The 14,454-nt window shown below is 31.3% G+C and carries 13 protein-coding genes; 7 read left to right on the plus strand and 6 right to left on the minus strand.

The features are described from left to right. Positions 1-37: 37 nt before the first annotated feature. From K8354_RS09075 to K8354_RS09090, 4 genes are read left to right on the plus strand one after another with little or no spacing between them, the layout of a single operon-like run. On the plus strand, positions 38-709 hold the full coding sequence (locus tag K8354_RS09075) for a TetR/AcrR family transcriptional regulator (protein ID WP_223447455.1): 672 nt from the start codon (positions 38-40) through the stop codon (positions 707-709). Positions 710-713: 4 nt separating this feature from the next. Further along, on the plus strand, positions 714-2,378 hold the full coding sequence (locus K8354_RS09080; RefSeq protein WP_223447457.1) for a peptidase domain-containing ABC transporter: 1,665 nt from the start codon (positions 714-716) through the stop codon (positions 2,376-2,378). 4 nt (positions 2,379-2,382) lie between these two features. Then, the gene (locus K8354_RS09085; RefSeq protein WP_223447459.1) at positions 2,383-3,741 is read left to right on the plus strand and encodes an HlyD family secretion protein; all 1,359 of its coding nucleotides are present in this window, start codon (positions 2,383-2,385) and stop codon (positions 3,739-3,741) included. Positions 3,742-3,745: 4 nt separating this feature from the next. Next, positions 3,746-5,146 (plus strand): TolC family protein, encoded by a 1,401-nt coding sequence (locus tag K8354_RS09090; RefSeq protein ID WP_223447461.1) that lies wholly within the window; start codon positions 3,746-3,748, stop codon positions 5,144-5,146. 183 nt (positions 5,147-5,329) lie between these two features. On the opposite strand, the gene K8354_RS09095 is transcribed toward K8354_RS09090, so the two are convergent. Beyond that, the gene (locus tag K8354_RS09095) at positions 5,330-5,530 is read right to left on the minus strand and encodes a helix-turn-helix transcriptional regulator (protein WP_223447463.1); all 201 of its coding nucleotides are present in this window, start codon (positions 5,528-5,530) and stop codon (positions 5,330-5,332) included. Between the two features lies 1 nt (position 5,531). After that, positions 5,532-5,927: a hypothetical protein gene (locus tag K8354_RS09100; RefSeq protein ID WP_223447465.1), complete on the minus strand. Its 396-nt coding sequence runs from the start codon at positions 5,925-5,927 to the stop codon at positions 5,532-5,534. Between the two features lie 163 nt (positions 5,928-6,090). On the opposite strand from K8354_RS09100, the gene K8354_RS09105 reads away from it, so the two are divergent. Beyond that, positions 6,091-6,525, plus strand: coding sequence for a hypothetical protein (locus K8354_RS09105; protein ID WP_223447467.1), 435 nt, complete (start codon positions 6,091-6,093; stop codon positions 6,523-6,525). A 241-nt stretch (positions 6,526-6,766) separates the two neighbouring features. On the opposite strand, the gene K8354_RS09110 is transcribed toward K8354_RS09105, so the two are convergent. Beyond that, positions 6,767-7,231 carry a MaoC family dehydratase gene (locus K8354_RS09110; RefSeq protein WP_223447469.1) on the minus strand — a complete coding sequence of 155 codons (465 nt, stop codon included), beginning with the start codon at positions 7,229-7,231 and terminating at the stop codon, positions 6,767-6,769. Positions 7,232-7,307: 76 nt separating this feature from the next. Here K8354_RS09110 and K8354_RS09115 point away from each other — a divergent pair, with 76 nt between their 5' ends. Beyond that, a complete protein-coding gene (locus K8354_RS09115) occupies positions 7,308-10,559 on the plus strand; it encodes a S41 family peptidase (protein WP_223447470.1) in 3,252 nt (1,083 codons plus the stop codon). A gap of 94 nt (positions 10,560-10,653) precedes the next feature. On the opposite strand, the gene K8354_RS09120 is transcribed toward K8354_RS09115, so the two are convergent. From K8354_RS09120 to K8354_RS09130, 3 genes are all read right to left on the minus strand, one after another. Further along, positions 10,654-11,277: a trimeric intracellular cation channel family protein gene (locus K8354_RS09120; protein WP_223447472.1), complete on the minus strand. Its 624-nt coding sequence runs from the start codon at positions 11,275-11,277 to the stop codon at positions 10,654-10,656. Continuing rightward, positions 11,278-12,399, minus strand: coding sequence for a DEAD/DEAH box helicase (locus K8354_RS09125; RefSeq protein ID WP_223447474.1), 1,122 nt, complete (start codon positions 12,397-12,399; stop codon positions 11,278-11,280). A gap of 124 nt (positions 12,400-12,523) precedes the next feature. Then, complete coding sequence (locus tag K8354_RS09130) at positions 12,524-12,919, minus strand: acyl-CoA thioesterase (protein WP_223447476.1); 396 nt, start codon at positions 12,917-12,919, stop codon at positions 12,524-12,526. 105 nt (positions 12,920-13,024) lie between these two features. Here K8354_RS09130 and K8354_RS09135 point away from each other — a divergent pair, with 105 nt between their 5' ends. After that, complete coding sequence (locus tag K8354_RS09135; protein ID WP_223447478.1) at positions 13,025-14,362, plus strand: MATE family efflux transporter; 1,338 nt, start codon at positions 13,025-13,027, stop codon at positions 14,360-14,362. The last annotated feature ends 92 nt before the right edge of the window (positions 14,363-14,454 follow it).

The raw sequence follows: 14,454 nt of genomic DNA on the forward strand, positions 1-14,454 counted from the left end.
TAGTAATGCTATTATATTTGCCGGCAAATATTCAACCATGAAAAGTTTATTATCAATTCTTAAAATATCGGTTCCTGACAAAATCTACATTAAAGATCCAGAAACCTCTGAGCTTGGAAAACGAATTATAGAAAATAGTATTCTATTAATATATGAAATTGGTTTTGAAAGCTTTACTTTTAAAAAGTTAGGAAAAAAAATTGGTTCTAATGAAAGTTCTATTTACAGATATTTTGAAAGTAAACACAAACTTTTATTGTATTTATCTTCTTGGTACTGGGCTTGGTTAGAATATCAATTGGTGATTGAAACTTTTAGCATTTCTAATCATCATGAAAAATTAAACAAGGCAATTAGAGTGGTAACAAGAACCGTAGAAGAAGATAGTAATTTTTCTCATATTAATGAAAACCTTTTGTATAGAATCATTGTAAAAGAAAACTCTAAATCGTTCTTAACCAAAGAGGTAGATAACGACAACAAAGAGGGTTATTTTGAAATCTATAAACGCTTAATTTCTAGATTAGAAGAAATGATTATCGCTGTAAAACCATCTTATCTTTTTCCTTTAAGTTTAGCAAGTACAATTATTGAAGGCGGTTTACATCAACATTTTTTAAATGAACATTTTCCTTCAATTACCAATAGTCAAAACGGCAAAACGCCCACAAACTTTTTTATAAATTTAGTTGAAAATACTTTAAAATAAATTAATGGAAACCAAAAAATTAACTCCCTGGCAACGTTTTATCAGTCTTGTAAAGCTAGAGAAAAAAGATATATTTCAAATATTTTATTATGCAATTTTTGGCGGTGTTGTTGCACTATCGCTTCCTTTAGGAATCCAAGCAATTATCAATTTAATACAAGGAGCACAAATATCTACTTCTTGGATTGTTTTGGTAGTTGTTGTAACTCTTGGTGTTATTTTTTCTGGAGCTTTGCAATTAATGCAATTAAGAATTATTGAAACGATACAACAAAGAATTTTTATGAGAGCTTCTTTTGAATTGAGCTATCGTTTTCCGAAAATAAAAATGTCTGAATTGCGTAATTATTATCCGCCCGAATTGGCAAACCGTTTTTTTGACACCTTAACGATTCAAAAAGGATTGTCAAAAATTCTAATTGATGTACCCACAGCAATTTTACAAATTCTTTTTGCACTAATTCTACTTTCATTCTATCATCCCTTTTTTATTGTGTTTGGTGTTTTATTGTTGTTATTAATTTACATCGTTTTTAAATTTACTGCTCAAAAAGGATTAGAAACCAGTCTAATAGAATCTAAAAATAAATATAAAGTTGCTCACTGGATTCAAGAAGTTGCAAGAACTATGGTAAGCTTTAAACTTTCTGGAAACACTAATTTATCCATGTCTAAAAATGATGAATTGGTTAGTAAATATTTGGAAGCAAGAGAAAATCACTTTAAAATATTAATCTTACAATATTCTCAAATGGTTGGTTTTAAAGTAATTGTAACCGCTAGTTTGTTGTTAATTGGTGGTGCTTTGGTCTTAAACCAAGAAATGAATATCGGACAATTTGTTGCCGCAGAAATCATTATTCTTTTGGTCATTGCATCCGTAGAAAAATTAATTATTGGTTTAGAATCTTTTTACGATGTACTTACTTCTATAGAAAAAATAGGTCAAGTAGTGGATAAAGAATTAGAGTCTCAAGACGGAGAAAGACCTCTTTTTAAAGATGGGCTTACGTTAGAATTAGACAATGTTTCTTATGCAGTTCAGGAAAGAAAAAAAACAATTATTAAAAATGTATCTTTAAAAATAACACCAAAAAGCAGAGTTTTAATTGTTGGCGAAAGTGGTGCTGGTAAATCTAGTTTATTACGTTTAATTTCTGGAATTATACAACCAACGGAAGGAAATATTTACATCAATAATTTATCCTTAAGCAGCTTACATTTAAATCATTACAGATCTCAATTAGGTTTATCTCTTTCGCAAGAAACACCTTTTGAAGGTTCTATTAGACAAAACTTAATTTTTGGAAACGAAAGAATTGATGATCATGCAATTTTTGATATTTTAGATATTGTTGGATTATCTCAATTTTTAAAAGAACAACCTAATGGTCTAGATTCTGTAATATATCCTGAAGGAAAACAAATGTCTTACACGATTGCTAAAAAATTAATTTTAGCAAGGGCGATCATTAAACAGCCAAAAGTAATGATTTTAGAAGACCCTTTAGATCAATTTAATTTAGATGAAACTTTAAGAATTATTAGTTATTTAACAGATCCTAAAAGGCCTTGGGCTTTAATTGTTGTGAGTAGTAGAAAAAGTTGGAGAACTCAATGCTCGCAAACAATTACATTAGAAAAAGGAGAAATTAAAGCCATAAATTAAAGCTATGTTAAATATATCGAACAATCCAGTTGCTAAAAAAATAGATTTTTCAACATTTAAATCTTCTAAAAATATTTTTCATAAAAACTATTATAAATCATTAAACAAATTCTTATTAGTTTTTGGTCTTTTAGGTCTGATAATCCTATTTTTACCTTGGACGCAAAATATTACAGGTAAAGGAATCGTAACTACCTTAACCTTAGACCAAAGACCACAAGATATACAATCTCAAATTCCTGGTAGAATTGAAGAGTGGTTTGTAAGAGAAGGAGATTTAGTACAAAAAGGAGATACAATTCTTAGAATCTCTGAAATAAAAAGTGAATATTTTGATGATCGCTTGATAGAAAGAACAAATATGCAGATCAATGCAAAAACATCATCTGTAAATGCATATCAATATAAAGTAGAAGCTCTTAACAGGCAAATAGTTGCTTTAAAACAAGAACGTGTTTTAAAAACAGCACAACTTCAAAATAAACTTTTACAATCTAAATTAAAAGTAAAAAGTGATAGCATAGAGTTTGAAGCTGCCAAAACAAATATTAAAATAGCAGAAAGACAATACCAACGTACAGTAACTTTAGAACAAGAAGGTATCTATTCGGTAAAAGATGTAGAAGAAAAACGTCTTAAATTACAAGAAACACAAGCCAAATTAATATCTCAAGAAAATAAATTACTTGCCGCTAAAAATGAAGTTTTAAACGCAGAACTAGAGCTTACACGAATTGGAGCAGCATTTGCAGATAAGATTTCGAAATCACAGAGTGATATGTTTACCGCAAAATCTAGCGGTTATGATGCTGAAGTTCAAGTTTCTAAATTAGAAAACAGCAACAGTAATTATAAGGTTAGAAATTCACTTTTATACGTAACGGCTCCTCAAAGTGGATTCATCAATAAAGCCATTAAAGGCGGAATTGGAGGTACTTTTAAGGAAGGCGAATCATTAGTGGGCATTATGCCACAAAAATATGATTTGGCCGTAGAAACTTTTGTAAGACCCATCGATTTACCTTTACTACATATAGACGAAAAAGTACGTGTTCAGTTTGATGGTTGGCCTGCCATTGTTTTTTCTGGTTGGCCCAATGTTTCTTACGGAACGTATGGCGCAAGAGTCATTGCTATAGAAAGATTTATTAGTAGCAATGGTATGTATAGAATTCTATTAGCACCAGACGAAACCGACCATACTTGGCCTGAAGCTGTGAGAGTTGGTTCTGGCGCAAGAACCATTGCATTACTCGAAGATGTGCCAATTTGGTATGAACTATGGAGACAATTAAACAGCTTCCCACCTAATTATTACCAACCAGAAGGTGGAACAAAAGGTAAATCTGACGCAAAAAAATAGTCGAATGAAAAAATATATAATTGTATTCTTTTTATTGATTTTTTATCAGCAAAATGCTCAAGATCAAATTGAATCGAAGATGACCTTGTCAGAGTTTTTAGGCTACGTAAAAAATTATCATCCTATTGTAAAACAAGCAAATCTTATGATTAATAATAGTGAATCAAAACTATTAAAAGCAAGAGGTGCATTCGATCCAAAAATTGAAGTAGATTACGATAAAAAACAGTTTAAAGACAAAGAGTATTTTAACAAACTAAATGCTTCTTTTAAAATCCCCACTTGGTATGGCGTGGAATTTAAAGCGAATTACGAAGAAAACGACGGACTCTTTTTAAACCCTGAAGCTAACGTGCCTTTAGATGGTTTGTATAGTGCAGGCGTATCGGTTTCTATTGCAAGAGGGTTTTTAATGAATGAAAGAATGGCTTCTTTAAAACAAGCAAAATTCTTTTTAAATCAAGCCAAAGAAGATCAACAAATATTGGTCAATGAAATTTTATATAATGCTTCTTTGTCCTATTTTAATTGGCTACAAACCTATAACGAAAAAAAGGTTTTCGAAGATTTTTTAGAGAATGCAAGTATTCGTTTTCAAGGAACTAAACGAGCATTTCAGCAAGGAGATAAACCCGCAATAGATACTTTAGAGGCCGGAATAACCTTACAAACCAGAAAATTAAATTTAGAAAAAGCACGTATAAAATTGATAAAATCTTCTTTAGAGCTCTCTAATTTTTTATGGTTAAACGATGATACCCCTGTAGAGTTACAAGACAATATTATACCAGATATTGAAGCTATCAATAACGTAGATACTACTTTTAACATCGCCTTGTTTAACAATGCCGATTTTGATATTGAGAATCATCCAAAAATTAGATCTCTAAATTTTAAAAGAGAAAGTTTAGACATCGATAAAAGATTAAAAATGAATAGTCTTTTACCAAAATTAGATGTGCAATACAATTTTTTAACAGAAAATCGTAATCAAATAAATTCATTTAATGCCAACGATTTTAAAGGCGGTATAAAATTTAGCATGCCCTTGTTTTTAAGAAAAGAACGCGGTGATTTAAAATTGGCAAAAATTAAACTACGAGACATTAATTTTGAAAATGAATCTACCAAAGTAATCATATCAAATAAAGTAAATGCTATTCAGCAAGAGTTAGAATCTTATGGTATACAAACTAACTACACAGAAAATATTGTAAGAGATTATGGAGTGCTTTTAAAAGCAGAAGAACGAAAATTCTTTTTAGGGGAAAGTTCTCTATTTTTGGTAAATTCTCGTGAATCGAAATTAATTGATTCTAAGTTAAAAGCCATAGATTTAGAGAATAAATTTTTCAAAGCAAAAGCTAGTTTATTTAAAGCAGCAGTTATTTCTATTGCTGAATAACGTTATTTTAGACATATAATACCGTAACAAATCATTGCTTTTTTGTTAATTTATTTTTTTAAAACAAAAATGACCAAAACGACAACTGCACTCATTCTTGTTGATTTCAATCTTTCTAATTTCAATGAAGCAGAAAATAAATCAATTTAGATTTATGATATCATAAACCTAAATTGCTTTTTGTTAATCAGTTTCTTCCAAAATAAAAAAATCGTTTACAGAAATTTTAAAAATTGCTGATAACTTTAAAGCCAAAACGGTTGATGGAACGTATCTATTTTTTTCTATAGAATTAATAGTCTGTCGTGAAACACCAATTTTTTTTGCAAGTTGCTCTTGGGTTAAATCTAAAATAGCACGTTGTACTTTTAAAGTGTTTTTCATCTTATTTGTTAAATCTTTTCAATTGCCAAAAAACCATCAACTGAACAATTAGCATAAAAAACAATACTTGAAAATAATCAAAAGATTTTAGCTCTTCGTTTTCATTTAATAAATATCCTACTCCATAATTAACCAATGGCTGTAAAAGTGAGTATACGATTACCAAAATAAATGCTATTCTATAGGATTGCGCGCGTAAACTATCTATAAACTCGTCTTCTATTTTTTCTTTCGCTAAAGAAATAAGTAATAATCCTATTAATAAAATACCCTGTAAAATTGGTCTTATCCACTCAGAATTTTCAACATATTTTCTACCAATCATCCCTAAAAATGTTACAATAGCAATACTGTAGCCTACTTTTTTATACTGATTACCCAGTTGAAATTTATTCATTTTTGATAAATGCCTTCTTTCCCTTTCACAAATTGATTCTTTTGACATAATTAATGCTTTACATTTAGATTTAAATACTTTCCATAATGACAAATATACTTTACTTTTATGATTCTAACAATTTTTTTTGTACATTTAAAAAATAAATTTTAAACTTTTTATTATGGCTACACATAGCGTTAAAGCGTCTACTTCTTTTTGGGTTATTGCCGTTATTGCTTTTATATGGAATGGATTTGGTGTTTTGGCTTATCTAGGCAACGCTTTTATGTCTGAAGAAATAAAAGCAGCTTTACCAAAAGAACAATTAAACATGTTAAACAATACTCCGGCTTGGGTCACAGCCGCCTTTGCCATTGCCGTTTGGGGAGGTCTTTTAGGAAGTATCTTATTATTGGCTCGAAAAAAACAAGCAAAAAGATTTTTTGAAATTTCTTTATTAGGACTTATCGTTCAATTAATTTATAACTTTTTCATTATTGATTCGGTAAAAATTTACGGAAACACAAGTGTAATTCTACCAATTATAACATTGGCTTTTGCCATATTTTTAATAGGACACGCTAAAAGATGTACCAAGGAAGATTTGTTAACATAGCAACTAAACCTCTTATTTTTTTTGTTGGATACATAATAATTAAGATCCATTTAAAATTCATATCACAAAAAACAACAAGGACAAAATCAAGAATTACACCCAAAATAACTAGATTTTTAATCTTGTTATTTTGGGTGTAATTGTATAATAAAGAATCCTTTTCATTGACCAAATAAATACATAAAAAGACACTATTCCATATCAAAATACGATCTCTAAGAACGAATCGCTAAACTAGTTATCACTCAAATAATGCCGCTAAAAACTCTGCTACGCAAGCGGGTTTCTCCTGCCCTTTTATCTCGATCGTACAAGAAAAAGTTACCTTAATTCCATTATTTGCTATCTTTTCAATTTCCTTTACGGTAGTCAACATTCTCAACTTACTATTTACAGGAACAGGGTTTGGAAAACGAACTTTATTCAAACCATAATTCAAGCCCATTTTTACACTTTTAATTGTAAAAGTTTCTGCTAATATATTAGAAATCATAGAGACGGACATAAATCCATGTGCCACAGTGCTTTTAAATGGAGATTCTTTTGCCGCTCTTTTTTCATCCACATGAATCCATTGTTTGTCTAATGTTGCATTGGCAAAATCGTTAATCATTTGCTGTGTTACTGAATACCAATCTCCAATCGGCAACTCTTTGCCTAACATTTTAGAAAAAGCTGAAAAATTATCAAAAACTATGGGCTTCATAATATTTATTTTTATTAATTATTTTTGTCTTTTTTTGTCTTTAAGAAATGCTTAATTTAGTCAAAAATATTTTCACATGAAACCTTATTTCCTATTCTTTACCCTTTTTTCTCTGTCAATTTTTGGTCAGAATACCCCACAATGGATGCGACATTCCGCCATTTCACCAGATGGAACTCAAATAGCTTTTACTTATAAAGGAGATCTTTATAAAGTAAGCGCTAACGGTGGAAATGCACAACAGCTTACCTATCATAATGCACATGACTATAAAGCCGTTTGGAGCAAAGATGGTTCTAAAATAGCTTTTGCTTCTAACAGATATGGTAACTTTGATATTTACGTAATGAATTCAATTGGCGGTGCAGCAACCCGATTAACTTTTCATTCTAACAATGAATACCCTTATTCATTTTCTGCAAACAATAAAGAAATTGTATTTGGGGCATTACGACAAGACGCTGCCAGCCATCGACAATATCCTCATAGATCACAATCAGAATTATATAGTGTTCCTGTAAAATCTGGAAGGGTTTCGCAGTTATTAACCATTCCGGCAGAATATGTACAGTATTCTAAAGACGGAAAAAGCATGTTGTATCATGATAAAAAAGGAGGAGAAAATGAATGGAGAAAACACCATACCTCTTCGATAACTAGAGATATTTGGTTGCTAAATACCAAAACAAATGAGCACACAATGATTACCCAGAATGCTGCAGAAGATAGACAACCTTTTTTTAGTGAAGATGAAAAAAGCATCTATTATTTAAGTGAAAGAAGCAGTAATTTTAATGTTCATAAACGCTCTTTAGAAAACACAGACCAAGATATTCAACTTACAAATTTTAAGGTACATCCCGTACGCTTTTTAAGTTTTGCCAATGGTGTGCTTTCCTTTGGTTACGATGGTGAAATCTATACGATGCGAGAAGGAGAGAAACCTAAAAAGATAAACATCAATATTATTACACAAGACAAAGAAAATACAGATCAATTTATTGCTGTAAATGGCGGTATTAATGAAATGGCCATTTCTCCAAATGGTCAAGAAATTGCATTTATTGCAAGAGGAGAAGTATTTGTAACTTCTGTAGATAAGTCTTTTACAAAAAGACTAACCAACACACCAGAAAACGAACGTTTTGTTTCTTGGGGACCAGAAGGTAAATCTGTAATTTATAGCAGCGAACGGAATGGTACATGGAGCATTTATAAAACCGAAAAGGTAAGAAAAGAAGAGCCTTTCTTTTATGCAGCTACACTGATTAAGGAAGAACCTGTCATAGAAAACAACGCTGATAATTATCTTGCTCAGTACTCACCAGATGGAAAAAAACTTGCATTTATAGAAGGTAGAAGAACCTTAAAAATTAGGGATTTAAAATCTAAAAAAGAAGTTACTTTATTAACTCCAAAAGACCTATTTCACATACGAGACGGTGATCAATACTACACATGGAGTCCAGATAGCAAGTGGTTATTGGTAGATTGGGGAAAGACATTAAGCAACAGCGAAGTTTTGTTAATGGCGGCAGATGGCTCTAAAAGAATCAACTTAAACGAAAGCGGTTATTATGATTCTAGTCCAAAATGGGTAAACAAAGGAAAACAAATGTTGTGGTTTAGCAATAGAAATGGTCTTAAATCATATGCTACCAGTGGGCGCTCTCAAAACGATGTGTATAGTATGTTTTTTACCCAAGATGCTTGGGATGAATTTAATTTAAGTGATGAAGATTACAAATTAATGCAAGCTATTAAAGCGGAAGAAAAAAAGCAAAAAGATAAAGCGAAAAAAGAAAACGAATCTGACAAAAAAGATGCTAAAAAAACAGCAAAAAAAGAGGATCAAAAAGACACCATAAAAAGCTTAAAGTTTGATTGGGATTCTATGAAAGATAGAACCAAAAGATTGACCATTCATTCCTCTAATTTAGGGGATGCAGTACTTTCTAAAAAAGGCGATATGTTATATTATTTAGCAAGTTTTGAAGGGAAATCTAATTTATGGAGCACCAATTTACGCACAAAAGAGACGAAGATGATTCTAAAACTAGAAACCCGTTCAGGAAGTTTGGAATGGGATAAAAAAATGGATAATTTATATCTTTTAAGCAGTGGTAAAATTACCAAACTAAATCCTGAAACAAAAAAGACTAAAGGAGTTGAGATTAATTCTGAAATAAAACTGGATGAATATGCGCAAAGAGAAGCGATGTTTAATCATGTTTGGATTCGGACCAATGCTATTTTTTATCATCCAGATTTTCATGGAATTAACTGGAATAAAATGAAAACAGCATACCAAAAATATTTACCACATATTGGCAATGGATATGAATTCTCTGAAATGTTATCAGAAATGTTAGGAGAATTAAATGTATCTCACGCAGGTTCTAATTACAGCGGTAGCGATGTTTCAAATGCAGACAATACAGCCTCTTTAGGTATTTTTATGGATTTAAATTTTAAAGACGATGGTATTTTAATTGAAGAAATCATTAAAGACGGTCCTTTAGATAAAGCTAAATTTGCGATAGAAGTAGGAAGTATTATCAAAAAAATAGACGGAATTACAATTGATAAAAATGAGGATGTTTCTAAATATTTAAATAGAAAAGTAGGCAATTTTATGTTGTTAGATATTTTAAATCCTAAAACTAAAAAAACACAAACTATTACTGTAAAACCTATTTCTATTCGGGAAGAAAATAGTCTTCTGTATAAAAGATGGGTTAAAATAAATGAAAAAGAAGTAGCAAAATTAAGTAATGGCGCACTTGGGTATGTCCATATTCCAGGCATGGGAGACGGTCCTTACAGAAGTATCTATCAAGATATGATGGGAAAATATTCAGATAAAAAAGGGGTCATTGTTGATACTCGTTTTAATGGTGGTGGTGATTTAGTTGCAGATTTAGCGATGTTTTTTACTGGGGTTCCTTTTATTACCTACGCCACAGAAGCAAAAGTAGTTGGGGGTGAACCTACTTCTCGTTTTACCAAACCAACACTCTCTATTTTTAATGAAAGTATGTATTCTGATGGACATTGTTATGCTTCTGGTTACACCGATTTAAAAATTGGAAAAACCGTTGGAATGCCAGTTCCTGGAACCTGTAGTTTTGCTGGTTGGGAAGGTTTACCAAACGGAGCTAGCTGGGGAGTTGTGCCTGTAAGCGCTAAAAACAAAGCCGGAGAATGGATGGAAAACAATCAAACTGAACCGATGATTAAGGTTAAAAATATGCCCAATAAGATTGTTAATGGAATTGATGAGCAACTTTTACGTTCTATCAAAGAATTAATGAAAGACGTAAAATAAAATCTTTTTAAAAAGTAATAGCATTTATTATTTGGAATTACGGATACAAAATAATCAAATAACCTCAAAAAGCTGAATGCTATTTGAGGTTATTTTATGTTTTACCAAAAAGATCGTCCTTTATTTTAGGCAGTTCTAATTTAAATTTTACAGAAACTAACCGAATAGTGATGATAACAGAGGCTGAAATTATAAAGTTAAGATCTTTAGGAGCCTCAAAAAAAGCTAATAGTAAATAGGTAATTCCGCCAGCTAAACAAGCGGAAGCATAAATTTCTTTTTCAAAAATTAAAGGAACTTTGTTAGTTAATACATCACGCAAAACACCTCCAAAAACCGCAGAAATCATACCCATAATTAAAGCAATCACAGGATGTAAGTCGTAAGATAATCCTTTTTGTAAACCTAGTAAGGTAAAAACACTCAAACCAACCGTATCAAACAAAAACATGGTTTTACTTAATGGTAAAATTTTACTTTTAAACAGAAATGTAGCAATTACAGCGAACAAAATAGTCCACAGGTAATTTAGGTCACCAATCCAATTTATAGGATGTGCATTCATTAAAACATCTCTTAACATGCCACCTCCAACAGCGGTTACAAATGCAATAATAATCACACCAAACAAATCAAACTTTTTATCTGATGCCACCAGTGCCCCACTAACTGCAAAAGCAAACGTTCCGAGAATATCTAAAACGTAAATCAACTCCATTTACACCGTTACTTCTGTAAAATGAATTTGTAATTCTTTTTGAATTTCATGAACTCGTTCCATTTCATACGGCAAAACTAAGGCTATAGAAATCCCTGTTTTTCCAGCTCTTGCGGTTCTTCCACTTCTATGTGTATAATACTCGGTTTGTTCTGGCAATTGATGATGAATTACAAATTCCAAATCACGCACATCAATTCCACGTGCTGAAACATCTGTAGAAATTAAATATTGTAAACTTTCATTTTTAAAAGCACGCATCACTTTATCGCGTTCTTTTTGTTGCATATCGCCTTCTAGAGCGGCGGCAGAAAATCCTTCATCAATTAATTGCGTTGCTAAATTTTGAGCTCCTGCTTTTGTTCTACAAAATATAATACCTCTTTGTGCTCCTCTTTTTTCTAAAAAAGAAATAATTAAGCCCGTTTTTTCTTTAATCGTTGTTTTTACATAATGATGTCTAATATTTTCATTCACCAAAGAATTGGGATTGATTTCAACTCTTGGCGCATTCGCATCCATATAGGTTTTTACAATCTTTTTAATTTCTTCTGGCATTGTTGCAGAAAACAACCATGTATTTCTATCATTTTTAGTGGTAAACTTTAAGATTCTATTTAAATCTTGTTTAAACCCCATACTCAACATTTCGTCTGCTTCATCTAAAATAACGGTCGTAACATGACTAATATCAACATCTCCACGCTCTATCAAATCAATTAATCGTCCTGGAGTAGCCACAACAATATGTGTTGTTCTTTTTAAATTATTGATTTGTCTATCAATTTTTTCACCTCCAAAAACAGCTTCCAAAAAGATTTTTTCATCCACATATTTTGTAAACTTAAAAAGTTGCTTTTTAATCTGTTGCACTAATTCTCTTGTTGGCGATAAAATCAACGCTTGTATATGAGTTGACTTTGAATCTATTTGGTGCAAGACAGGCAAACCAAAAGCAGCTGTTTTTCCGGTTCCTGTTTGCGCCAAACCAATAAAATCCGTTTTAGAATTTAATAAGATAGGGATGGCTTTCTCTTGAATTTCAGAGGGTGTAGAAATACCGATTTCTTTGATAGACTTTATATATTCTTTGCGAATTCCTAATTCAGAAAATGTAGACATTGTTTTAAATTTTGTGCAAAGATACTTTTATTAAAGTTTAATGACAGAAATTTCACAAATTTGAATCTATTTAAAAATTTGTAATCTTCAAGTCAAAAACGAATGTATCTATATTTTAAAATTATTATTTTCTAGGCTGTAAAACGTTCAAGACATCCTCCCTAATACGGGCAGGTTTGTAGGTTTTTGCATCTAACATCGCCCAAATTGTTTTTGCTTTTACAAGTAGAACCTCTTTTTTATAAAATTCCATAAAACGAATAGAAGTAATACCTTTGGTCTCTCCTACCCATGTTTTTACAACAATTTCATCCCCTAAAGTAGCTTGTTTTAAATAATCAATTTCATGCCGCATTACAACCCAAATGTATTGTGGTAATGGATGATTTTTCGTCAAAAAAGACCAATGTGACGCTGCAATTTTGTCCATCCATTTTACGTATACCAAATTATTTACATGTTGCAAAGCATCGATATCGTCTAATGAAACTGTGATTGTCAGCGTAAAAACGTCCTTCATTTTTATCAGTTTTCGCAAATTTAAAGGTTTTCATATACTTATAACAATAATTGATACTAGTTTTACTTAAAACCTGCAATTTATATTGATATTTGCACTATAACTATGGCACAACTAGCAAACGAATTAGGTACAGAAAAAATCAGTAAATTATTGATAAGACAAGCAGTTCCTGCAACCATAGGAATTCTTGTAATGTCTTTAAACATGATTGTCGATACCATTTTTGTTGGACAATGGATTGGTGTTTTGGCAATCGCTGCGATTACAGTAGTCTTACCCATTGCTTTTTTGATATCCTCTATTGGAATGGGAATCGGAATTGGAGGAAGCTCCATTATTTCTAGAGCCTTAGGAGCTGATCGTTCTGAAAAAGCATTTTTAACTTTTGGGAATCAAATTTCTTTAACGCTTATACTAGCCATCATTTTTGTTACCTTAGGAAACATTTTTAGTGTGCCTATTTTAAATTTATTCGGAGCAAAAGGCACTATTTTACCCATTGCATCAGAATATTTTGGCGTGATTATTTATGGTGTGCCCTTTTTAGCATTTGCCATGATGGGAAATCCTGTAATTAGAGCAGAAGGAAAACCAAAATTTGCCATGTATGCCATGATGATTCCGGCGGTTTTAAATGTTTTGTTAGATATTCTTTTTATCAAAATTTTTAACTGGGGCATGTGGGGCGCGGGTTTAGCGACCTCATTATCGTATGCTAGTTGTGGTATCTATATTTTATCATTCTTTTTATCTTCTAAAAGTGAATTGCAAATAATACCAAAAAACTTTAAACTAAATCTAAATATTGTCAAAGAAATTTTTGCTTTGGGAGGCGTTTCTATTGTTAGGCAGGGTGCAATTAGTGTATTAATGATTGTCTTAAATTATTCTCTTTTCACCTATGGTGGTGAAATTTCTATTGCTGTTTTCGGAATTATAAATCGGGTGATGATGTTTTCTTTATCGCCGGTTTTGGGTGTTTCTCAAGGATTTTTACCAGTGGCTGGTTTTAATATTGGTGCAGAAAAAAATGATCGAGTAAAAGAAACTATTAAAACCTCTATTTACTTTGGATCTATTTTGGGCACAATTATTTTTATTGGTATCTTACTGTTTAAAGAGCAAATAATTTGGATTTTTACAAATGACGCAACACTTCTTCAGGAAACTCCGAATGCTATGTTAATTGTATTTTTAGTAACACCGGTGGTTACCATGCAATTGATTGGTTCTGCGTATTTTCAAGCCGCAGGAAAAGCACTACCTGCTTTAATTCTAACATTGTTAAAACAAGGAATTTTCTTAATTCCGTTAGCCTATATTTTACCCATGTATTTTGGAGTTCTTGGTGTTTGGTGGTCTTTCCCAATTGCCGATATTTTATCTACAATTATTACTGTTTTTGTTTTAAAACGTGAGGTTGATAAGAATTTAAAGTAGCCTCATTTTCATTGCCCAAAGTAGAAAACTACTACTCTTAAATGCTCTGTGAAACTTTGTACTTTTCTCTATAAATATATGTGATATAATTA

It is taken from the genome of Polaribacter litorisediminis (genome assembly GCF_019968605.1).
GTDB classification, from domain to species: Bacteria; Bacteroidota; Bacteroidia; order Flavobacteriales; family Flavobacteriaceae; genus Polaribacter; species Polaribacter litorisediminis.

Bases quoted from the DNA above. Each gene is read 5' to 3' on its own strand.
- K8354_RS09125 (WP_223447474.1), bottom strand. From the start codon at position 12,399: ATGTCTACATTTTCTGAATTAGGAATTCGCAAAGAATATATAAAGTCT.
- K8354_RS09115 (WP_223447470.1), top strand. From the start codon at position 7,308: ATGAAACCTTATTTCCTATTCTTTACCCTTTTTTCTCTGTCAATTTTT.
- K8354_RS09135 (WP_223447478.1), top strand. From the start codon at position 13,025: ATGGCACAACTAGCAAACGAATTAGGTACAGAAAAAATCAGTAAATTA.
- K8354_RS09085 (WP_223447459.1), top strand. From the start codon at position 2,383: ATGTTAAATATATCGAACAATCCAGTTGCTAAAAAAATAGATTTTTCA.
- K8354_RS09090 (WP_223447461.1), top strand. From the start codon at position 3,746: ATGAAAAAATATATAATTGTATTCTTTTTATTGATTTTTTATCAGCAA.
- K8354_RS09110 (WP_223447469.1), bottom strand. From the start codon at position 7,231: ATGAAGCCCATAGTTTTTGATAATTTTTCAGCTTTTTCTAAAATGTTA.
- K8354_RS09080 (WP_223447457.1), top strand. From the start codon at position 714: ATGGAAACCAAAAAATTAACTCCCTGGCAACGTTTTATCAGTCTTGTA.
- K8354_RS09100 (WP_223447465.1), bottom strand. From the start codon at position 5,927: ATGAATAAATTTCAACTGGGTAATCAGTATAAAAAAGTAGGCTACAGT.
- K8354_RS09105 (WP_223447467.1), top strand. From the start codon at position 6,091: ATGGCTACACATAGCGTTAAAGCGTCTACTTCTTTTTGGGTTATTGCC.
- K8354_RS09075 (WP_223447455.1), top strand. From the start codon at position 38: ATGAAAAGTTTATTATCAATTCTTAAAATATCGGTTCCTGACAAAATC.
- K8354_RS09095 (WP_223447463.1), bottom strand. From the start codon at position 5,530: ATGAAAAACACTTTAAAAGTACAACGTGCTATTTTAGATTTAACCCAA.
- K8354_RS09120 (WP_223447472.1), bottom strand. From the start codon at position 11,277: ATGGAGTTGATTTACGTTTTAGATATTCTCGGAACGTTTGCTTTTGCA.
- K8354_RS09130 (WP_223447476.1), bottom strand. From the start codon at position 12,919: ATGAAGGACGTTTTTACGCTGACAATCACAGTTTCATTAGACGATATC.